Source organism: Bartonella sp. HY328 (genome assembly GCF_025449335.1).
In the GTDB taxonomy this organism is placed as follows: Bacteria; Pseudomonadota; Alphaproteobacteria; order Rhizobiales; family Rhizobiaceae; genus HY038.
The window spans coordinates 186,374-208,681 of the sequence record NZ_CP104883.1; the positions used below are offsets into that span (position 1 = coordinate 186,374).

At 37.1% G+C, this 22,308-nt stretch carries 19 protein-coding genes and 1 pseudogene; 5 read left to right on the forward strand and 15 right to left on the reverse strand.

The annotated features are described in order from the left end of the window. Nucleotides 1–20 precede the first annotated feature (20 nt). The gene (gene bluB / locus N5852_RS00715) at nt 21–659 is read right to left on the reverse strand and encodes a 5,6-dimethylbenzimidazole synthase (protein WP_262098465.1); all 639 of its coding nucleotides are present in this window, start codon (nt 657–659) and stop codon (nt 21–23) included. A 191-nt stretch (nt 660–850) separates the two neighbouring features. Between bluB and N5852_RS00720 the strand changes: the two genes are divergently transcribed. Next, nucleotides 851–1,597, forward strand: coding sequence for an SDR family NAD(P)-dependent oxidoreductase (locus N5852_RS00720; RefSeq protein ID WP_182418158.1), 747 nt, complete (start codon nt 851–853; stop codon nt 1,595–1,597). Nucleotides 1,598–1,741: 144 nt separating this feature from the next. On the opposite strand, the gene N5852_RS00725 is transcribed toward N5852_RS00720, so the two are convergent. Further along, nucleotides 1,742–2,467, reverse strand: a complete 726-nt coding sequence (locus N5852_RS00725; protein ID WP_262098467.1) for a RibD family protein — start codon at nt 2,465–2,467, stop codon at nt 1,742–1,744. Between the two features lie 306 nt (nt 2,468–2,773). Between N5852_RS00725 and N5852_RS00730 the strand changes: the two genes are divergently transcribed. Then, a complete protein-coding gene (locus tag N5852_RS00730; protein ID WP_262098469.1) occupies nt 2,774–3,166 on the forward strand; it encodes a PRC-barrel domain-containing protein in 393 nt (130 codons plus the stop codon). An 85-nt stretch (nt 3,167–3,251) separates the two neighbouring features. After that, nucleotides 3,252–3,449: a CsbD family protein gene (locus tag N5852_RS00735; RefSeq protein WP_182418155.1), complete on the forward strand. Its 198-nt coding sequence runs from the start codon at nt 3,252–3,254 to the stop codon at nt 3,447–3,449. A gap of 132 nt (nt 3,450–3,581) precedes the next feature. Here N5852_RS00735 and N5852_RS00740 read toward each other — a convergent pair whose 3' ends face one another. Next, nucleotides 3,582–3,938 carry a YbaN family protein gene (locus N5852_RS00740; RefSeq protein ID WP_262098471.1) on the reverse strand — a complete coding sequence of 119 codons (357 nt, stop codon included), beginning with the start codon at nt 3,936–3,938 and terminating at the stop codon, nt 3,582–3,584. A 403-nt stretch (nt 3,939–4,341) separates the two neighbouring features. Between N5852_RS00740 and N5852_RS00745 the strand changes: the two are divergent. Continuing rightward, a pseudogene (locus N5852_RS00745) lies at nt 4,342–4,987 on the forward strand (IS1595 family transposase). 55 nt (nt 4,988–5,042) lie between these two features. Here N5852_RS00745 and N5852_RS00750 read toward each other — a convergent pair. The 7 genes from N5852_RS00750 to N5852_RS00785 all read right to left on the reverse strand — a co-directional run bounded on the left by N5852_RS00750 (nt 5,043) and on the right by N5852_RS00785 (nt 11,093). Further along, a complete protein-coding gene (locus N5852_RS00750) occupies nt 5,043–5,582 on the reverse strand; it encodes a hypothetical protein (protein WP_262098472.1) in 540 nt (179 codons plus the stop codon). Between the two features lie 15 nt (nt 5,583–5,597). Beyond that, nucleotides 5,598–5,906 (reverse strand): PAAR domain-containing protein, encoded by a 309-nt coding sequence (locus tag N5852_RS00755; protein ID WP_262098473.1) that lies wholly within the window; start codon nt 5,904–5,906, stop codon nt 5,598–5,600. Between the two features lie 286 nt (nt 5,907–6,192). Then, a complete protein-coding gene (locus N5852_RS00760; protein WP_262098474.1) occupies nt 6,193–6,744 on the reverse strand; it encodes a hypothetical protein in 552 nt (183 codons plus the stop codon). 219 nt (nt 6,745–6,963) lie between these two features. Next, nucleotides 6,964–7,899 (reverse strand): hypothetical protein, encoded by a 936-nt coding sequence (locus N5852_RS00765; protein WP_262098475.1) that lies wholly within the window; start codon nt 7,897–7,899, stop codon nt 6,964–6,966. A gap of 51 nt (nt 7,900–7,950) precedes the next feature. Then, nucleotides 7,951–10,260, reverse strand: a complete 2,310-nt coding sequence (tssI, locus tag N5852_RS14680; protein ID WP_315973225.1) for a type VI secretion system tip protein TssI/VgrG — start codon at nt 10,258–10,260, stop codon at nt 7,951–7,953. A gap of 160 nt (nt 10,261–10,420) precedes the next feature. Continuing rightward, nucleotides 10,421–10,549 (reverse strand): hypothetical protein, encoded by a 129-nt coding sequence (locus N5852_RS00780; RefSeq protein ID WP_262098476.1) that lies wholly within the window; start codon nt 10,547–10,549, stop codon nt 10,421–10,423. A 28-nt stretch (nt 10,550–10,577) separates the two neighbouring features. After that, nucleotides 10,578–11,093 carry an Hcp family type VI secretion system effector gene (locus N5852_RS00785; RefSeq protein WP_262098477.1) on the reverse strand — a complete coding sequence of 172 codons (516 nt, stop codon included), beginning with the start codon at nt 11,091–11,093 and terminating at the stop codon, nt 10,578–10,580. A gap of 584 nt (nt 11,094–11,677) precedes the next feature. Here N5852_RS00785 and N5852_RS00790 point away from each other — a divergent pair. Beyond that, nucleotides 11,678–11,923, forward strand: coding sequence for a hypothetical protein (locus N5852_RS00790; protein WP_262098478.1), 246 nt, complete (start codon nt 11,678–11,680; stop codon nt 11,921–11,923). Between the two features lie 114 nt (nt 11,924–12,037). Here N5852_RS00790 and tssA read toward each other — a convergent pair whose 3' ends face one another. Genes tssA through tssH form a run of 5 tightly spaced genes read right to left on the reverse strand, consistent with a single transcriptional unit; the run spans nt 12,038 to nt 22,255 of the window. After that, nucleotides 12,038–13,549 (reverse strand): type VI secretion system protein TssA, encoded by a 1,512-nt coding sequence (tssA, locus tag N5852_RS00795; RefSeq protein WP_262098479.1) that lies wholly within the window; start codon nt 13,547–13,549, stop codon nt 12,038–12,040. Further along, nucleotides 13,549–17,202 (reverse strand): type VI secretion system membrane subunit TssM, encoded by a 3,654-nt coding sequence (gene tssM / locus N5852_RS00800; protein WP_262098480.1) that lies wholly within the window; start codon nt 17,200–17,202, stop codon nt 13,549–13,551. Before tssM ends, tssA begins: the two co-directional genes overlap by 1 nt. Nucleotides 17,203–17,217: 15 nt before the next feature. Beyond that, nucleotides 17,218–18,033, reverse strand: a complete 816-nt coding sequence (locus N5852_RS00805) for a type VI secretion system-associated protein TagO (RefSeq protein ID WP_262098481.1) — start codon at nt 18,031–18,033, stop codon at nt 17,218–17,220. Continuing rightward, on the reverse strand, nt 18,030–19,535 hold the full coding sequence (locus tag N5852_RS00810) for a sigma 54-interacting transcriptional regulator (protein WP_262098482.1): 1,506 nt from the start codon (nt 19,533–19,535) through the stop codon (nt 18,030–18,032). The genes N5852_RS00805 and N5852_RS00810 overlap by 4 nt, the downstream gene beginning before the upstream one ends. A 56-nt stretch (nt 19,536–19,591) precedes the next feature. After that, complete coding sequence (tssH, locus tag N5852_RS00815; protein WP_262098483.1) at nt 19,592–22,255, reverse strand: type VI secretion system ATPase TssH; 2,664 nt, start codon at nt 22,253–22,255, stop codon at nt 19,592–19,594. Between the last annotated feature and the right edge of the window lie 53 nt (nt 22,256–22,308).

Genomic DNA, 22,308 nt, shown 5'->3' on the forward strand with positions numbered 1-22,308 from the left:
GGCTATTTTAAGGCCTATATTTAGCTTTTATCGCCCCATTGCTCATTAAAAATTAGATCCTCCAAGGGCAAGCGATCACGCCAACCTTTACATTGCAATTCTGGCTCTTCATAAAAAAATTCCACATAGCCAAGACAAAGATAAGCGATAATTTCGATATTTTCTGGAATTTTCAATAATTGCCGTAACTTCGCTTCATGATAAATTGATACCCAGCCAACGCCAATATTTTCGGCGCGTGCGGCAAGCCAAAGGTTTTGCACGGCGCAAACGGTACTAAATTGCGACATTTGCGGGTTATGAAATCGACCAATGCCGCTTGTCCCATCGCGCTTAGTATCGCAGGTAACGCAAATATTGAGCGGCGCTTTAACAATGCCTTCAAGTTTTAATTGTCGATAAAGGCTTTGCCGTTCTCCGCTAAAAACTTCAGCTTCTTCTTCATTGGCTAATTTAAAAATATTTTGGACAGCCTGCCGACGGGTAAGGTCGCGGATAAGCAAAAAGTTCCACGGTTGCTGAAAACCCACTGATGGCGCAAGATGAGCTGCCGATAAAATCCGCAGCAAGGTTGCATCATCAATCGGTTTTGGCAAAAATTCATCGCGTACATCGCGGCGCGCTGCCATTACGCGATAAATGGCTTGTTTATCCAACATGTTATTAGTCCAAATCTTTTTCAGTTAACGCATGAAGCAAGCAAATTTTCATATTGTCGCAGCAAATTATAATTCGATTGCAGCGCAACCATTTTCGCTATAACTTGTTTTAAAGAAGTTAGCATCAACTACCAACCAAAAAATTGGTGCAATGGAATTATTATCGCAATTTCGCGTAAATTGAGGAACATATGGAAAATTCAGCACGAAAAACTCTTGTTTTAACCGGTGCAAGTCGCGGTATTGGTCATGCCACGGTTAAACGTTTTTCCCATGCCGGTTGGCGGGTTATCACCTGCTCGCGGCAAGATTTTGCCGATAATTGCCCTTGGCCAGCTGGGCCAGAAGATCATATCAAGGTAAACCTTGCCGATGCGGAAGACGTTGGACGTGCTATTTCAGAAATCCGCCGCCGTTTAGAAGCAGAAGGCAGCGTGTTGCATGCTTTGGTTAATAATGCTGGCATTTCTCCCAAGGGCGAGGGTGGCAAACGCCTCAATTCTATCGAAACCAATATGCAAATTTGGCGTGCCGTCTTCCAAGTAAATTTTTATGCACCAATTATGCTGGCACGCGGTCTTTTCAATGAATTAAAGGCCGCCAAGGGTGCAATTGTCAATGTAACTTCAATTGCTGGTAGCCGAGTGCACCCTTTTGCTGGTACCGCCTATGCAACTTCTAAAGCAGCCCTCGCTGGCCTTACCCGTGAAATGGCATCTGATTTTGGCCCCCATGGCATAAGGGTTAATGCCATTGCGCCAGGTGAAATTGATACTTCCATCTTGTCACCGGGCACTGAAAAGCTGGTAGAACAATTACCTATGCGCCGTTTGGGGCTTCCTGCGGAAGTGGCCGATACCATTTATTATTTATGCGGTAGTGAAGCTTCCTATGTAACGGGGTCAGAAATTCACGTTAATGGCGGCCAGCACGTATAATAATTTCATATCTTTAAAAATATTGAAAATCCCGAAGCTAACCATCTTCGGGATTTTTTATTTGTTTCATGTGAAACATTTAACCATGCTAAACACGCTTCTATTTACGCTAAAACTAGAAATCTAAAAAAATAAGCGTAACTACTATGATTTTTCATCACGAATAACATCATAGCAAAGCCAAACGAAATCTCGTTCAATTTGCTCAACATGGCTTAACTGCAGGTAAAAGCCTTGATTAATTTTAGCAATATCATCGCCCATATACTCCATAATTGATGGAGCGCCCGATTTACCGTAGATAGCAGGATAAACCATAATGCTATAGGCATCAATTGCATCTGCACCATAAAAGCCGCCATTAAGCACTGCGCCCCCTTCAAGGAGTAGGCTTCGCACATTGAAATAGCGTTTGATTTTTTGCAAAGCAAGATTGACGTCATTGCCATCTTTTCCCGCAAAAATATAAGAAATATTGAGTTGCTGCAAAGCGGCAAGATAATTAATATCTGCGCCCTCAGCAATAATTGTTACCACTTGTGCGCCTTCAATTTTATTACTTGGATAATGCACTTTGCCGTGGCGATCGACCACAATCATCAATGGTGAACCATCACGCGGCACAAAAAAATCTTCATCCGCCCTGGCGGTTATATCGGCAGGAACCGCCATTTTAATGCCATCACCCAACATTTCCTCGGTGGTAGCGCGTCCCATGATAAAGCCGTCGGCATGAAATTTATGCCCCACATCATGATAAATGCGCAATAATTCTGGCACATCCATCGGCTCTTTGGTTTTAGAATAATAATCTGTTTGCAACCGACCATCAATGGAACTTACCATATGACAAATAATTTTAGGACGCATATAAATTCTCCCACCCAATAGGCACTTCAACAAGAAATGCATTAAAAAAAATGATAATTTCAAATTGCCTTATAATAAGTGTTAATTAGAGCATTTTGCAGCCGCAATATAGCTTAAAAATCAACCAACGGTATTTAAAACAGCTTACCCAATGAATCTACAACGCCTTGAAATTATTAATAATTACAACGACAATATGACGCAAAATACAATTTATTTCAAATTTTTAATTTATATTGGAACCAAATAACCTTTAAATTAGTTGTATCTAATGTAGTCAAGAATTTAATAAAATGGAGTACTATTATGCGTCTATTTACACTAGTTGCTGCAGGCACCACCCTATTGAGTTCCGTTGCTTTGGTGCATAGTGCACCTATTGTGCAGGAAGTTTTCGTCACAGCAAATCCTACCAGTATTGTAACCAGTAATGTTTTAGGCTTAGATATTACCAATCATAAGGATGAAAACATCGGTAAGATAGAAGACGTTATTATTAATGATGATGTTCTTACTGGTTATATCGTCTCGGTCGGTGGTTTCCTCGGCGTAGGCGAAAAATATGTTATCGTGTCACCATTGTCAGTTAAAATTACTTATTCAGAAAGCGACAAAAAGTGGTGGGCAAAAATGGACACTACCAAAGAGCTTTTGGAAAAAGCACCAGAATTTAAATATGAAGGTCGTTGGGGCAAATAAGATTTATTAACGTACAAATCACGCAAAGAATTTTGTATTTTAACAACTTATTTCACAGTCAATTTTAATTTAAAGGAAACCCAAAATGGATTGGAACCGTATCGAAGGTAATTGGAAACAATTTAAAGGTAAGGCCAAAGAAAAGTGGGGCGACTTGACCGATGATGATCTTGATAAAATCAATGGCAAAAGAGATCAGCTTGAAGGCATAATTCAGGAACGTTATGGCATTGCCAAAGATCAAGCTAAAAAAGACATTGATGATTGGTACAATAATCAATAGTTGCAGTATTTTTGTATTTAATCGAGTATTTTGATAATTTGTTCTATTTAATTGCGAAGCAGCTATTTTAGTCTGCTTCGTTTTTATTTGGAGATACGCTTGTTTGAAACACCAAAACCTAAAGGGGTGATTTTAACGATTTGGCCGCGATAAAACAAAAGCCGCGCTTGCAATAAAAATAACTGCGACAATACTCAGCCAAAGCAGATCTGGTTTTACCAAAAAATAAAACATGCCAAAGCCAAAAACCATGCTGATTGCAGCTATTAGTTTAGCTTTTGGATTGATCGCACCACGCTCTTCCCAATCACGTAACATGGGGCCAAACACAGGTTGGTTGTAAAGCCAGCGGCTAAAACGTGGCGATGAGCGTGAAAAGCACCACGCCGCAACGATTAAAAATGGCGCCGTTGGCAGAACAGGTAGCCAAACGCCAATAAAACCCAATGTAACAAATATAAAACCAATTGTTAAATAAACATAGCGCATAGAAGCGCTCCTATATTGTTTCTTAAATAACGCATTTTCAAAGCATGTTTACGAAACATAGCAGCTTTAAACCTTAATAAAACCACCAAAACAACCCCGACACATTATTGTTTTAAATTGGCAGTACCATAAAATTTAGAACATGACCAAAGCACAATAGCAACGCATTTTATTTTGAGTATTAGGTAAACTTCATTTAAAATTAATTTTTACATCAGGAATTGTGATTTTAAAGGTTGGATCCCAATCACCACTATTATTTTCATAATAAATCTTATCCTTTTTAAAAATAATAGACATAGTAGAGGCATCCTTAAGTCCATAAAAAACCATGCTCATTGCGGCCAAATATATTTAATAATGGGAACTGTCTTAGAAAACTGAAATTATTTAAGGTTAGTCCCTGAGAAAAAGTCATTTAAGTTGGTATAGCAATGCAAGGTTATAAAACTGTTTATAGCTCGTCAACAGTTAAAACAGCGCCGCTTTGGTGGGTTTCAATAAAACAACAGCCGCCTATTATTTCCTTTATTTTCAATTGTTTATTTATCCTCACAGCTAACATTTAGAAATCTAGACAAGTGAAATTAAAACAGATTAATCTTATTTTGGCGGGTGATGTATAGGCAAACATGGTCGTTGTACTTTGGGAAAAGTACTCGTCTTTGGTCTTCTAAAACGTGACATTAAAGTTTACACAGTACATGTTGCCAATACAAAAGCAGTTACTATAGTTCCAGTATAAAAGAGCATGCCAAACCAGATAGTATTATTTATACCAATACACATCGAAGCTATGATGTTCTTATGGAAAGTGAATCAAATCATTATCGAATTAATCACAACAAATTATTTGCTAATAAACGAGTCACATTAATGTAATTGAGAATTTTGGGTACCAAGCCAAGAAATATTTGCGAAAATTTAATGGTAATCCTCGCGAGCATTTCCACCTATTTTTGAAGGAATGTGAATGGCGTTTTAACAACAGTGACCTAAAATCTAAATTTTCTATCTTAAAAAAAATAGTAAGAAATAATTTAGCCTAGTTATTTAGGACATTTTTTATGAATTTTAGCCGTTTTTAAATTTTCGTTATAAGATTTAATATCCGCATGCTCTTAGCATATTTACTACTTCATGTGGTAAACGATTTTGTAAATCTATAGGTAAATCAATTTCTGGTAAGTCTGATCGTGCAGCAAGTAGTAAGCAGACTGAACTAATATTATGTTCGCCACATTCAATTATTTTAGATAAGCGATTTTCGGGCAAAACTATTGGATTGATTAATAAAGCTGCAAATTCGTAATTCGGTTGAGGTGCAACTTTAAAATCTAATTTGTTCCATATCGTGAAAATATCTTTCAAAACTGCATTTTCACACCATGTTAAAGCAGTCGCCGCCTCTTTTGTCCAACCAATAGCATGGTTAAGTGAAATCCAATTTTGGGCAGGAAAAGTTTGCAATTTTTCTGCCATGCGTAGTGATACGGCTATTTGCTCTTGCCAATCTTCTGATTTTTGGCGATTTTTTAACCAAAATTGCGCATCGGCATGAATTTCATACCAAATATCAACAGCCGAAAAACCACCACCCAAATCAATTAGAGGATTAATATCATCAATATCCCATGGTTGCATTATGAGTTATTAATCTCATGCATCACCATCATCAAAAAATACATCTGGCGATCCTGTTTGCGAAACTCCACCGCAATCGATTGCATCTCCAATACGTGCGGCGGGATAACCATTTATAAATATTGTCGGCGATCCATCTGCTTGCTTTCTAGGATGATCAGGGGCTGGACATGTTGGACAGCCATGCGCCGCATAACTATCCCCAACTCGAACAGCAGGAATATTATTAATAAACACATCAGGGCTACCGGTGATCGCCTTAGTGGGCGGATAGTGGCAGCTATGACCAGAGCCTATATCACCTTTTCTTACAGAAGCTGGCATTTTAAAACCTTCTTTTCAGTTAATACTACTTAACACTATTAATAACAAAGTTTAAAAAATCAATATTTTTTGATATCCTAAATATATATATATCTTCATCAGCTTATTTAATAATGAATATGTTCAAAAATACATTAATGGGGTAATATTATTAATTAAACGTTATAATCAATAAATATATTAACTTTTTTGGCTTCTATATATAATATTAATGTCTATAACATTAAAAATTAATTATTTTTATATGTTAGGTTGAATTAACTCATAAATTATATAAATTAAAAATTTAATTATTATTTAATTTATATAACACATAAGGCAATATTTTATTATTTATTTTATTTTTATTTATTTTTTTAATATTTTCATAACCGTTAATATTTATTTTTGAACGTAATATTACAGATATAAGATATATATCTTCTTCTAATAATTCGTGTAAATCAAAACTTTTTAAAAATGTTTCATTTATAAAAGAAGATATGATGTCATCATATTCTAAAGCTGCCAAATATTTCGATTGAGTTAAAACATGTATAATGTCTTCCTTTAAATATTCTTTACAATACGATAAAGCAACCATTGACAATGGAAACCAACCACAGCTATTACATAATAAAATCCAATCTTTAGAGTTAATTTCTGGTAATAATAATATAAATTTTCTTATATCTTGTTTTAAATCATTAATCATTAAATTTTGATTTGTAGTCATATTTAAACAAATTGTATTATCCCATGTACGGTTAAACGATAATAACGATCTCCAAACATCTGTAATCAAAAAATTACTTTTCAATACCTCAACAGTTTTATAATTTGGCGTAATGTTATTCATTAATCTTATCCTTAACATAATTATGCAATTTCTTAATAATAAACCTTATTAAAAGCAAAATAAAAATAATAGTTACAGTGATAAAAAAACCAGCATAATATATTTTATCTTGATTAATTAAATATAAATAAAACAAAAATAAAAATAAAAATAAACTTAACAAAACATCAATAAATGCAATTAAAATACCAAAAAAAGAGTAGTTTAATATTTTTTTTATCATGAAAAATCCTTTTTATATTGAGAAAATACATTTTGAAATGCCTTAGTTGCGTCACTATATAATTCGAAAAGAAATTTAACTATGTTATTTATTATTTGCAACTCAGTATCACTGAACTTAATCACTAATTTATCATTTTTAAGAAGATATAATAATTCATTATAAGCTTCTTTACCCAATGATTTTTCTACAGACACTAGATCAACCCCTCCTGTCACAATATGGTTTAAAATAAGAGACAAGCCATCTTGAATGACCTCCCCTTTCCTTTTTAATTCTCGTATTTTTAAACACGCTTGTAATATTGCTCCTGCAATTGCAGCAAAAAAAGCTGAAATAGATCCTAAAGTGGAACCAATAGCTGCACCTGGTACACCTCCTATACTAGCACCAATATCAGCCCCAATATTCGACATAATAATTTTTGAAACAGTGCCTCCAACTAAGAGCCTTGATAAAGAGCTAACAAAAGTTTTACCGCGAGTTGATACCTGTAAAGAAATTAAAAAAAGTAAAACAGCAACTCTGATATTATTTTCTGTATCCTCAGCTGACTTACCTTTAGCTGTTTTAAATATTGAAAGAAATATTTCTAAACATTCATCGGCCTCTTCCTTTGCTTCAACAATTTTTGGTAAAAGTAAAGCTATTCCCCAAGTAATCCCAAAAACGACATCTCTAGGATGAGAGTAGGCGCCATAAGCTGCTGCCCCTAAAATTTCTCCAAACCATTTGATAGTAGATTCGTCTCCAGATCTTGCAATATGCAAAATAACACTTTCACCCTCCCTTACTAGAGTTATTTTTCCGTGATTATCTAAATTATATTCAGCTAATGTCTTTATCTTGGTGTTATTTAAATGTTGAGCTTTGCTCGCTTCATTTAAATAATAATTATCGTTTCCTTGCAGCAATAAATTATATGGCCCCATAGCTATATCCAATCTCCAATCTATTAAATCTTAAAATTTATTTTCTATAACTTAGTTGATATTTACTTTTGCAGATTTAATTATGAACTCTAGCTCACTTAATAAAATAATTCGATTACCAATATCAAATTCCAGATCTTGTGCTTTTATTCTAATTCTTCCATCATTTGTCATTAAAAAATGTGATCTTGCAAGTTCAATTTTAAATGTTTTATCGGCTGATATAGTAATATTTTGTCCAGCTTTTAAGTTACAGTCGATCTTTGATGAAGAAGTAATACTACCAGCAGAAGCTGTATCAATATTACCCTTTGAATTAATAGTCATGTTATTTTTTGACATTAATTTAAATGATGAATCAGAAGAGAAATTAATGGAACCTTGTGTTAAAATTGAAAAACTATTATTACTTCCTTCAAAGAATTTATCATTATCAAGAAAGTCAGGCCTTTGTAAGTTATCCTCCCTTAAATCTAATAGATCAGTAGTTGATTTTTTTGAATTACCATATCCAATAATTATATTATATGAACCTGCTACATACGCACTATAATCTTTACTTATATGTTTTATTTCATCTTTATCTATTTTTCTAATATTTGATCCTGAAATATTTTCTACTAAATTATTTTTAATTCGCACCCCCATATCCTTTTGTGCATGAATGAATATTTCCTCTTGATCCTTTTCGTCTTCGAAACGTAATTCATTAAACCCATCACCCTTATGGGTTTGAGATTTAATCGTCATACGTGTTTTATTCTCAGGCAAGGCGTAAGGTGGCATGTTCTGTGCATTATAAGTGCGGCCTGTCACAATTGGCTGATCGGGATCACCTTCCAAAAAGTCAACAATGACTTCTTGCCCAATACGAGGAATAGCAATATGCGCCCATTTAGCGCCTGCCCAGTTAGATGCCACCCTTATCCAACATGATGAATCTTCAGCTTTTGGGTCTTTGTGGCGGTCCCATGGGAAGTGGACTTTGACGCGGCCATATTGGTCGGTGTGGATTTCTTCACCCTCTGGCCCCACAACCGTTGCTATCTGTGGGCCGTCGATGAGTGGTTTCACTGTCTGCGGTGCGCGGTAAGGCAAATGCGATGGCTGCACGGCAAAAGCATTGGCATAGACGGTGGCATTATCTGAACCATTGTTGTTGCCGGCAATGGCTAGCCCCATGCGGCGGTTTAAGCTCTGAGTGAGCAAGTTAGGGCTATGCGATGAGGTGGTACCGAAGCTAAGGCCTGACAGCATTGTACCATGCAAACCAGGTGCAACAATGCCGGTATCTGCCATACTTGCCCCTTGCGCATCCTCGCCCCATGCTTGCGGTTGCACGCCCTCATGACGAATGGTGAGGAGCCGCCATTTTTGGTTTAACCGATCATCTGGATGCTCAAACAAGGTAATACCATGACCGGTCAGCAAATGTGGCGCATTAGAAACACCATAGCCTAATGACGCATCAACACGCGTTGCTTCTAGCTTATAACGGGTGAAGGCTTTACCAGCACTATCCTTCTTATAGCGACCTGGATAATCATAAAGCTCATAATCATGCTTTTCGCCATTGGGGTTTGCGGTCTTTTCCTTATGCTCCTGATTATAAACTGGGTTCTTGAAGGTATAATCGCGCTGCACAACGGTTGTGGCGCGCAATTTCTCACGATAAGAAAGCGATGAGCAGAATAGTCCCTTAACTGAGCCTGATGAGAGAGAATTATATTCAATCTCTTTTAAGCCTGGGCAATCATGTAAAACATTGGGCTTATCGGAGATGATGAGCTTTAAAATTCCTTCCTTGTCATGCTCAAAGTAATAGAAAATACCTTCTTCAGCCAAAATACGCTCAACAAAGCCAAGATGGCTTTCGCGATATTGCACGCAATATTCACGCGCATCATGACTACCTTCATCAATGTCCCATGTGACATTTTCAATACCATGCTCTGAGAACAGTTCCTTAACAATATCGCCAACTTTTTTGGTCTGAAACACACGGCAATCAGACCCATGATCCAAACGATAAAGGCTTGGCATAAGCACAAGACGATAGGCAGTACGGTGATGACCTCGGTCACCGCGCTCAGCTTCCACCACAACGCCGGAAAAGTGACGCAATGTTTCCATATATTTATGATGCACGGTTAAAGTGCCAGCACTATCAAGCAAGGCTTGCAAATCAATATTATCATCACTGCTTGACAGCATGACTTCAATCTTCGTCATGCCAAAGATTGCTTCATCGACCGCAAAGGCAGTGACGACAAAGGTATCATTAGGCGCTTCCTTCATCCAATAGCTAAAGGCAATATCTTGATCTTGAAATTGTTTTGGCAATATTGGCATAGCGCTCATAGATATTCTCCGGATGATAAAGTAAAAGCAGGACTATTCAGAACTAGAAACAAGGCCCAAAGAGCCAAGTCTTCACTTCAATGAGGCAAAAAAATAAACACCGCCCCATTGTCTTTATTTAAAAAATATTATTTAATTTTATAAAGCCTTAAGCACATAGCTAATGGTTTAACATCATCGGTATGGCTATGCCCCGCAAAGCCATACCGATGCTTGTTCCCTCATTCATAGCTCTGATCTTATCAATGAGGGAGGTGAGCAAAGTGAAGCGTTTATTTTTAAACCCCATATAAACGCTTCATTCCTTGCCTAATGGCTTAAACCTTAGGCGCACGCCAGTCGTCAGCACCTGAAGTACCAGCAACTGCATGTTCCCATTCAATCTTACGATAGCTGAGTGATACAGTTACCAACTGGGTAAAGTCTGCATTTTTTGCATCTTGGCAATGCGGCATGTTGCAATCAATATCAACAATGATCGCATCGGTAAGCTTGGTGGTGAAGAAATGCTCTTGCTTACCGGATGTATTGGTACGATACCATTTTACTTCACAAGTGCTGAGCATTTCACCTGAAGTAAGCGCATTGTAAAGCAAAGGTGTTGCTTTGCTCAAAGCTGCTGTGAACTTGAAAGGCTTATGGACGCGCTGACCTGAAGGCTGACCTGACTGTGGATCACGAGGAATGGTTACAACATGGTCAATGGCCTGAACGAGGATTTCGTCTTCATGGCCTTCTTGCCAGATATTGCCGATTGAATCTTCAGAAGCTGCTCCTTGAGTGATTGGGCCCTGTGTTGTACCTTCGATTTTAATATAGGCTGGTGTTGGCATTTCTTTATCCTTTTATATAAACAAACAAACTTACATTTTAAAAACTGACGGCACTTTACCCCCGATTGAGAGCTTAAAATGATGATAGCCAACAGTCCTGTGAGCAAAGAAAGTTCAAAAGAGAAATGAAAACCCTTGCCCACACCAAATACTAAGCAAGTTTCATGCCAACTCAGAGCAATAACAAAAATAAAATGATAAGAAATTGAAAGTAAAAATGAAAATAAATTTTAGCCCTCAAAACACAAAACATTAGAAAATACTAATAACTGCAAAAAATTGCGGTACACTTTTGCTAAAATCAGATAAAAACGCACCTAACAAACGGAAAACAAACAGAAAAATACCGGACTGCAAAAAATTGCAGTCGACTGCAATTTCTTGCAGTTATTAGTATATTAGTAATATTCTAATATAAGAAATACTTGATATATATCAAATTTTAAATCTTATTATAAATCATGAAGAAAAAATTTCATTCTTTTTTTAATATGGCACTAGAAATTATTAATTATTTTTTGTAATTTGCTTTTTTTCATGTTAGAAATTTATATTCTTATAAGTATATTTTAAAAGGCTAGAAAATGTTTAAGCTAAATATATTTCTTTTAACTATTATGTCGATTTTTTGTTTAGTTTCTTGTTCTACGGTGGAAGAAAAAAATAAAAATCAATCGAGTCAAATTACAGAAGAGCCTTTTAGATCTGGAGAAAGAACTAATTATAATCCTGGAAATGGTGATTTTAACAAAACAAAAAACAAAACACGTTATTGCACATATCATGATGATGATGGCTTCGCTTATGAAGCGCCATGTGGTAAACCTTAAACTTAGTTTTACAATTTAAAATTATAATTTTTGATATTTTCAATTATATTTATATATAAATATTCCACTTTTAATAATTAAAGGTGGAATATTAATTTAACAAAAATCTTTATTTTATGCTTTAGTTAGCTGTGTTATACGTGTAATTAAATCTGGTTCAAAGTCTTTGACGAGCAAGTTACTTATTTCATTTTGTAATCTATTGGCTTGAGACGACACAAGCTTTTGCATTCCCCATTCACTTAAACACTCGAGCATGAGCATTTCCCATAACGCATGGGAACGAGGAGTATCAGCAGCAGGTTCTGCATCTTCTAAGATTTTAATTGCTTCATTAACTTGACCGCTATTTGCTTTTTCTCGTGCAGCACGAATAATTGTTTGCAAATCGGCACCGATCATTTCATTATTATTGCCACCCGCCGATTTACGGGAGGTTTTAAAATCCTCGATCCATAATTTCGCGTCTTCTGAAATAAAGGGGGCGCCATTTGTAAACTGTAATTTAAACAGCCAAGGTACAGTATTCACAAATTGTACGGTTTCTTGATAAATTGCATCTGCGGCTAATTTTCGTTCACAGACCGATGCTAAGCGATAGGCCAATAACTGGCCTTCAATCCAAAACGGTTGCAAATGGCAACTACGTTCCAATTTTTGTGCTATTTCGTGGTCTATTTGCTCTCGCTCTATAGCTATTTTATATTCATCAATGGCATTAGCCGATACTGGCATAATAACTGTTTTAACATCGTCCCTGCGTTTTAACTCGGGCGGATTATTAATACCATACCAGGTTGCAAAACGCCGTAAACGATAGGACAAAGGATTAGAAATATCGACATTGAGTAAAAAATCCGCAACGATTGCCAGACTTTGCTTTAATGCGCGTTCATTTTTGCCATCTAGCACCAAATTTTCAGGATGAATTTCAATATTAGGCTGATTGGTCGGACTTTTTTCTTTAACTTCAACGATAGGTTTGGGCTTAACAGGTTCCTTAAGCATCCGCTCTAAAGATGGTAATCCATTTTCATCATCGGCAATAGAAAGAGCCTCAATTTTATTTGCTAATGATAAAATTTTTAATTCTAAGTCATTATCTAATGACTTCAAGTAACCGGAAGTAGAGCGTAAACTTTGTGCTATAAGTAAAATTTGATCATTATTTAAACCGGTCCGCAAAGCAAAATCATATAATTGCTCAATTGCATCAACTATCTTGCGCATGACAGGTAAACGTTTTTTTGCAAGAGGAAAAGCGCTATCTCCCCAAAGATTAACAAACCTAGAAAAAATAGCTGCACCTAGTGTTGTAGGATCTTCGCATTTTTTTAAGCTCGATAGTGATTGCAAGATAAATAATATGAGGCGAAAATCTTTAGCCTCGGTTTTTAATAGCAATTCACATTGATCGCACACCCATTCCCAACGAATAGTGGAATGATTTAATGTTCCACGCTTCATCATCTCGGTATCTATTTCATCATAGATATCATTATCATCAATTATCACACCTATAGGTGGCTCTTTCGTTATTGAGGCACCTATAGCGAGGAAAAGTGGATTTGTATTAATCCAGTCAAAACTGGTTATTCCACTTTTGGGAAAGGTATCAGCACTCATTATAATTGCTCTGGAAGTTTAAGGGATGTCAATGGTTTAAGAACAAAGGGGTTCTTATCAGTGGCTGACATCCTTATTTTGTATTTTACTTGTCCATTTCCAACATTAAAGACCAATTCCGCGCTATCAGGAAGGACATTAGCGACTTGCGCTCTGTCAAAAAGCCTGAAGCTTGACCATAATCCAGAATAAGTTATAGACCCACTATTGCCTGCAGATAGTTGGCTAATATCTTGATTGCTGGATAACGCATTTGGCCATAAAATACTGATTGGTCGCGAAGGACCATGACTATAGGGTACAAGTTGTCCTTCAATATTGAGAACACTGCGTGATATATTTCCGCTCATTGATACTGGTTCAACCGAATAACGCAATGTTGGAATGCCATCTGCGTTAAAGAAGATATCACGAACTGCCCGAACTTTGGCAATTTGTGCAATAAAGTTTTCACTTACACTTAGGCTTTGTCCATCAATCATAATCGGCGTGCCATTATTGGGATTGATAAATGTTTTCAAATGATCATTAAAAAATTTATCAAATTGCCCTTCAGGGCCAAAGAATTTTTGAAACTCAGCGAGGGATACTTCTTCTTTACTATTTATATTGAATGGATATCGCCCAGCTAGTTCAACATTAAATGTGCGATAAACGCTGTTTTGCCAAACCGATTGTAAGTCTTTTTTTGCTGCATCAAGAATAACTTTCCAGCTATTATCTGCAATTTGAGCATAAAATTTATCAAATGGCTTTGGCATATTTGTACCGGTGCGCCGAATAACAAATATTGGGTCATCGCCTTGTAACTTCGCTCTCTCTTGTGCTTTTTCTAAGGCAACTGGCTTACTTGACTGTTGGCCTGCCAAGATTGCACGCATATATGCCTCTAACCCAGAAAGCGAGGCCATCATTTCTTCTAAAGGCGGTGTTTGTCCTTCCTTGGCAGTAACCAAAGCTGACAGATCTGCAAATGCACGAGTAATGCGTAAAGCATGCTCGCGATTTTTATCAAATAAAATTTGCGTTTGAGGTTGATCGGCATTTACTTGTGTTGGTTCAGCTGAATAAATTTCTGTCTCTGATTTAATCAAGTTAAGCAATCGCCCAAATGGTGCAGAGGGACCATTGATTTCCGATAAAACGCGTCCTGCATCATCAATATTTCTAAAGTCTGAAATATTCAGATTATTAATCATATTGGTCCAGTAATTAATATAGTCTGTTGCATAGGCATGACGTATTTTTTCAATAAAGGCTTGTAAATCTTCTTCAGAATATCTTATGTCTTTGCGTTCACCCGTAACCCAAGCGTCTTCAACTGCAATAACCGATAGATCTTGGCTTTTGGGAACAAAAAAGTCCAAAAACCCACGTTTTGTATAAAAATAAGGAACGGTCACATCATGTGATAAAACTTCGCCATTATCTGCCTGCTTAAAAACAATATCAAAACTTGGACCTATTGCATTTCTTAAACTTAAACCATTAGGAACTTGGCGTTGCGCTAAAGTTTTTAAGTTACGATAAAGACGTACATCACGAGGTACTTCACGCAAAGCTAGCTGAGTTTTTGTTACAAGCTGCTGATCAAGTGGGGCTGCAATATGATTGGTTGAAAGCGCATAATTTAAATGACGTGCAAGCCCAGCTTGGACATCATTTTCTCCTTCAAAACGTTTTTGCCAGTCTTTTTGTAACCAAGCGATAACAGCTTTTTTGCCGATCGACATGGTATCATCACTGGAATCCAATTCTTTACGCCTTTGAATATCACCAAGTAATAAATATACTCTCAAAGCATCAAGACGTTCATCACTATTATAAGTTTGTGGATCTTCACCAAGCCTGATGATTTCAGCTTTTACTTTATCTGCAATGCTGGGCATAAACCGGTCACGTAACAAATCCTCATAGGCTTTATTAACTTCTGGACCAACTCTACCACCTTGATAGAGAGCTGCGAAACGACGGACCTCGCTTTTATCCTGCCAATTTGGAAACTCGCTATTAGCCGCAGATATCGCATTTAACGCCGATAAAAATTGTGCTTCACTTCCAGAAATATCAGCATATCGGGGTAAATTTATAAAATTTTGACTGGCTTTTAAAACATTATTTGCACGAGCAATATTATCTTTGCTTGTTTCTGCTAAAATAAAACCAAAAATCAAAATTCCTATTGAACTGGCTAAAATGGTAGCGCGCAGAACAAATCTTTTGTGTTTTTCAACTGTTTGATTGTCACCAGCAAGTCCTGCTTCTCTGAATATAACATTTGTAAAAAGTTTAGACGTAAAATAAGGTGTGCTATTGCCTGAATAAGCCGGCATGACAGGTGACGTCATATGGTAATCATTTGAAATTTTAGTTAGGAGAGCATTAAACGGCGCGCCCTCTTGAACGGTTGAGGTAAAATAAATACCACGCACCATTGGAGGAGTAGAAAACCTATCAGACAAAAGCGCTTTTCTAAAGAATTCTGCCACAATCGGGCCTGAAGCTGCAAACTCCCGTAAAAAAGTATAAATGTTCTTACGAATTTCTGTTTCTTTTTGATTATTGACCCGATCAATTAAATCATCATTGGCCTCAGTTAAAAACTTTGCAAATTCTTTTTCAAAATTTTCTACCCATTCGTCCGCTTGTAATTCATCGAATACAGAAAAGGAAAAGCCAAAAGGCTCTTGCCGCTCCGCTTTGGTTAATTGAGCAAAATAATCTCTAAAGCCTGCTAGGCGGTCAAGCTTGGTCATAACAACATGTACGGTAAAGCGTGTGCCAAGTTTTTCAGCAATTTCGACAAGTCGTGCATGAATATTCATTGACATTACATTACGCGCGTCGGCATCCATACGGATAACATCGACAACATCAAAGGTTAGAACTACGCCATTAATAGGTCTACGCGGTCTAACGCTATTTAAAAGGTCTGTAAAAGCGTTCCATAAGCGTTTACGACTATCTTTCACTGTAGTGCGGACCACTGGAATATTAGGATCTATTTCATCACTATCAAGACCGTCAAATGAAATCGGCGTTGTCATGTCAAGCCAAGAACCAGGAATATCAAACAGAACACTTTCACGCGTTACCCAATATTGAGGTAATTCATCACTCACGGTTTTATTTATGTGACCTTGCTTTAGCTCATGGGTGAGTGGAAAATTTAAATCAGAATCTTGAATTAATGTTGTTTTTCCTGATGCCGTTGGACCGATAATCAGATACCAAGGCATAGCATAAAGCGTTCGCGCTCCCTTATCCTTCCCCATCCACTTATCTTTAATAGTTTTCATTGTCATAAGAAATGAGGAGTTCAAGATAGCAATTAGCTCACTGACAGGATCACGAGGTTTTATTTCTTCCTCAACCTGTTTTTTGGGTTTTTTCTTAGCGGCGGCTCTAGCAAGAAAATAATTATTCAATCCCCACAGAATAATGAGAACACCAATAACAATGATACGATTAGCAACCGGCTTTAATGGGGTATATTCAAGATATTGAAAACCCGGCCCATAGAACCAAACCAAACATGCCAAGACAATCAGAATAATAGTACTGATAAATAGACCCGAACCAAAACCGCGAGCAATCATACGAAAAGTGCTGCTAAGACGACTAAGGAGTGAAGTACCACCGAAATTTTGCATAATTAATCTACTCCCTTACCAATGACACGCAGTTCTAAGTGGCTTTAGTCTTGACCCAATGTCGTTCATGTCAAAAACAAAAGCGCGAGGCCCATCTGGATAATTAACTTGTAATTGAAGTCTTTTGTAATTGGCCAATGTTTTTATCGTATCTATACTTTCTAAGCCACGCCCAGCAATAATGACCTTACCGTCCTCGACATCACGCCAATTAAGATGGAAAACACTCCCACTACCTGATGATAAGGCAATATTGGCTTGTAACGTCTTAATCGGTTTTGGTAGCAAAACAGCTAAAGTCGAAATATCATTTTCGCAGCTAAGCATCATAATCGCTTGGTCATCACTTGGACGATCTGCAGATACATCGGCTTCTTTCATTGTCATAAAAACATCAACAGTTTGAGGTGTCCATTGATGTTCAATGGCGTTTTCACCCTCGCCACGCCTATTCGCGGGGCTAGCAATAATATTTTCATAATCACTCTGTGTTAAGAGCATAGTTTCTTGCCATGGTCGCATGCGCAAAACCCAGTTTATATCATTTACTGCTCGCAAAGTTTCCAAATTTTTTGCCATGCTTCTAATGGGACCATCAGTTTTAACAGGTTCAATCGGCACGATAACAACGGGCTTTATTTCAACTGGTGTTTTGAAAAGCTCATCAAAGCATAAAAGACGTTGCATACGATCATCGATAGCACGACATTCCATTGCTTTTTGATTTTTATCCGTTATCGGTGCTTGCTCTTGAGCTTGAGCTTCTAAACCTAAGCCGACAAAAAACAAACAAAATGACTTGAACGCAATAGACCAATATTGCTTACTCATTTTTTTAATACCTCCAAGTCATATTTTTTTAACTTATAAAACAGCGTACGCTCAGATATCTGCAAGGTTTTCGCCATATCATGTTTAGATCCACTAAAATTTTTAAGAAATTGATTTAATATTTTCTCTTCATAGGCTTCACATGCTTTTTGGAAGCCATTGTTTAAATCCACTTTTTCAAGATTTCTTGAAGGAAAACAATCAATTCTATTGTCATCGTAAATCTCTTTAATAAGGTGTGGCGTGATGACTATATTGTCATTTGCACTATGGCAAATATTCTGGATTAATGAACGTAATTGCCGGACATTTCCTGGGAAAGATAATTCGCGAAATGCCGCGAGGCTTTCATCACTAAGAAAATAGTCCGTATTATGCGATTGATTATAGGCATCAATAAAATGTTGCACCAAAATAGCAATGTCGGATATGCGCTCACTTAGAGGTGCAATAAGAATACGACTTTCCGCAAGGCGGTAATATAAATCACGCCGAAACAGATTTTCTTCAACCATGGAGCCCAAATCTTTATGGGTTGCGCATATAATCCGTGCTGCAAATATACTTTCCTCAGAAGAACCAACTTGACGGTATTTTTTTTCCTGTAAAACACGCAGTAATTTAGCTTGTAAATCAAGGGGTAAATCGCCAATTTCATCGAGGAATAACGTTCCACCTTTCGCTTGACTTAGAAAACCTTCCTTGTTTTTATCCGCACCAGTAAACGCACCTTTTACGTGACCAAAAAAAGCACTTTCAATAAGATTTGCATTGATTTCTGCCATATTGACCGCAACAAAAGGTTCAAGTCGATGATCCGAAAAATTATGCAAAGCATGGGCTACAAGTTCTTTACCCGTGCCTGTATCGCCCAATATCAAAACTGATGAATGAAGTGAGCCTAATTTTTTTATGTCGTTGCGTACTTTTACAATATTGGCAGAATTACCTAACAAAGTATTAGCGAGTTCCTTTTCTTTTAACTCGTCATGTTTTTGAATGGTAGAATTTAATGTTTTAAGCGAGTTTGAAAGTTGTTTTTCACGAGCACCAATCATTTCTATACCGAAACTCATTCGTGTAAAAACTGCACAATGATTAGCAAAACTCTGAGCAATTGCTAAAGTCTCTTGTGTAACCGATAAATCATTACCAATGACGAAAAAGACAAGATCAGGATATTGATTAGCCTTATAAATTGCAGGAACAACGACAAATCCATCAAAGTTTAAAACCGGAAAAAATTCTTGTTTCAAACGCCTTAAAATTGGTAAATTCGTATATTTTATTGACAGAGGCTGAACTTGCTGAAAAGCCCAATATAAGGCAGAGCCGTTGCGTTCAGCCTCATCAAGTCCAATAGAAAAATTGTGTTGTTTAGCTGGCCATGCTGCAAGTTCAATTAAATTTTCATTGGTTTCATCGCGGCCAAGTAAACAAATCGCACTTGCATCAAATAATTCGCTTAAAGCTTCCACCATAAATAAACGCATATCAGACATTTGTCTGATATGCAGAAGATCGGTATATTTAGGTAGAAAGTCTATCAAACCAATCATTATTGAGCGGCCTCAATAATTGGCTCAGCTTGCTCACTAAATTTGAAAGTATAATTATTATCTTCATCAATATCGACAAATACGCTAATTAAGACCTTTTCGGTTAAACGGCTTTCAAGAATAGTGCGCGATATTTCTGGTAAAATACGTTTTTGAATTAATTGATCAATAAGACGCGCGCCACTTGCAGCTTCACTACAAAGGCTTTCTAAATGCTCAATCGCCCTTTCACTCATTTCGAAGATAAGTCCTTGGCGTTCAATAAACATTTCTTTAAGCTGTGTTAATTTAGCTTCAATAATATCGCGCATAACTTGGCTACTAAGCGGTAAATAAACGATGGGCTGCATACGAGCCAATAAAGCAGGTTTAAAATGTTTGGTTAAAGCTGGCTTTATTTCGTTTAATATTACATCCGAGGATTTTTCAGGTGCTGTCAGTGCACTTTCCGTAATGTGATGACTAGCAAGATTAGATGCCAAAAAGAAAACAACATTTTTGCAATCAATTTCACGTCCTTCTCCATCGGACAAAATGCCCTTATCAAATACTTGATAAAAAAGATTGAGGACATCCGCATCAGCTTTTTCAACTTCATCTAATAATACAACTGAATAAGGTTTTTTACGAATAGCTTCGGTTAATATACCACCTTCACCATATCCAACATAACCGGGCGGCGAGCCTATAAGACGTGATACGGTATGTTTTTCTTGAAACTCGGTCATATTAATAGTTGTCATAAATTGTTCGCCGCCAAAAAGTTTACGGGAAACTTCAATAGCCGTTTCCGTCTTTCCAACACCCGATGGCCCAACGAGTAAAAAGACGCCCAATGGTCTGCCAGATTTGTGCAGATCTAAACGCGAAGCTTGCAATTGTTCTTGTATGACTTGCAGAGAGTAATCCTGCCCCTTGATGACCTCGCCAATATTATTCTTTAAATTTAACAGACTAGCAATTTCATCTTGTGCCATAGAAGAAACAGGAATACCTGTCCAATCTGAAATAACACCGGCTATTTCTTGCGGGCCGACTTCTAAACTCACAAGTGAATATTCGCGGCGAGCATCTTCAAATTTTTTACGGGCGATAATTATTTTTTCTTGTAAGGTATTTCGCGCATCATCATCTTTTGCTTCAGATTTTTCATCTCTTAATTTTTTGAGCTCATTAATTAAAGCGCGCTGTTCATCAAGAACTTTGTTTAATCTATCTTTTTCAAAATTAATATGAACAAGCTTTTCATGAATAAGATCAATACGCTCTTGCAATGCTTTATCATGATGACCGGCAGTGATATCACGTTCAATGCTATCTTTTTCACGCTCCAATGCTTTTGCTTCTTGAATATATTTTTCAATTTGCAATGGCATACCTGTAGCGCCAGCTTTAACGCGAGCACAGGCGGTATCAAGGACATCAATCGCTTTATCAGGTAATTGGCGCCCCGTAATATAGCGCGAAGACAAACGTGCAGCGGCTTCGACCCCTGCATCACTAATATAAATGCCGTTATGCGCCTTTTCATAAGCAGGAACAAGGCCGCGAATAATAATGGCAGCTTGCTCGACACTTGGTTCATCAAGCTTCACGAGTTGAAAACGGCGGGTTAATGCTGGGTCTTTTTCAAAATATTTTTTATATTCAGACCATGTCGTTGCTGCGATTGTTTTAATTTCACCACGGGCCAATGCTGGTTTTAAAAGATTAGCCGCATCACTCCCCCCTGCATTACCACCAGCACCAATTAATGTATGCGCTTCATCAATAAAAAGAACTGTTTGCTTATCTGCGTTTTTTAGCTCATCAAGAACAGCTTTTAATCTTTTTTCAAATTCACCTTTTACGGATGCACCAGCTTCCAATGCGCCCATATCAAGGCCATAAAGCTCCGCGCCTTGCAAACTTTCAGGAACGTCATTATTGACTATTTTATAAGCCAACCCTTCGACAACTGCAGTTTTACCGACACCTGCGTCACCCACACAAATAGGATTATTTTTACGTCTACGTGCCAGTATATCGATAATTTGACGTATTTCATCGTCACGGCAGAAAACCGGATCAATTTTACCATCACGGGCTTGCTGAGTGAAGTTTTCAGCATATTTTTCTAAAGCGCTTTCACTACCGCTCGTTTGGATTATTTTTTTTCCCGTTTCATTGTCATTTGAAAAAACCTGTTCCACTGAGCCGCTGGTTATTTCAAAAAATTTATTGGTTAAAGTCTCTGCTGAAATTTTTTCTAAAATATCAATATATTCATAACGGCAATAACGAGCAGGATCACGAACAAGAGCAAGTAAAATTGTCCCTCCCCTAATTTTACTTTCATTAAGCTCAAGTGACGTTATTAACCAAGCAGCTTCAAGTAAATCAAAGATTAATGGCGATAATGATGGCATTTCACCATTGCTCATACGAAAGCGATTAAAACAACTACGCAATTCATCGACAAATTTATCAAAATCAAGATTAAAATTGCGAAAAACCAATCTTATATCATTACCATTTTGTTCACACATTGAAACGAGAAGGTGCTCAATCACCACTTCGCGGTGGCCAGCTCCAACACAGACATTTGATGCTTCTGACAATGCCGAATGGCACGCTTTATTGAGACGATCAACCAATTGGCGTCTGATATCGATATTTGCCATAATAATTACCCGCTATATTGATGCTATAAATCAATTTTAAATGTTTAAGATAA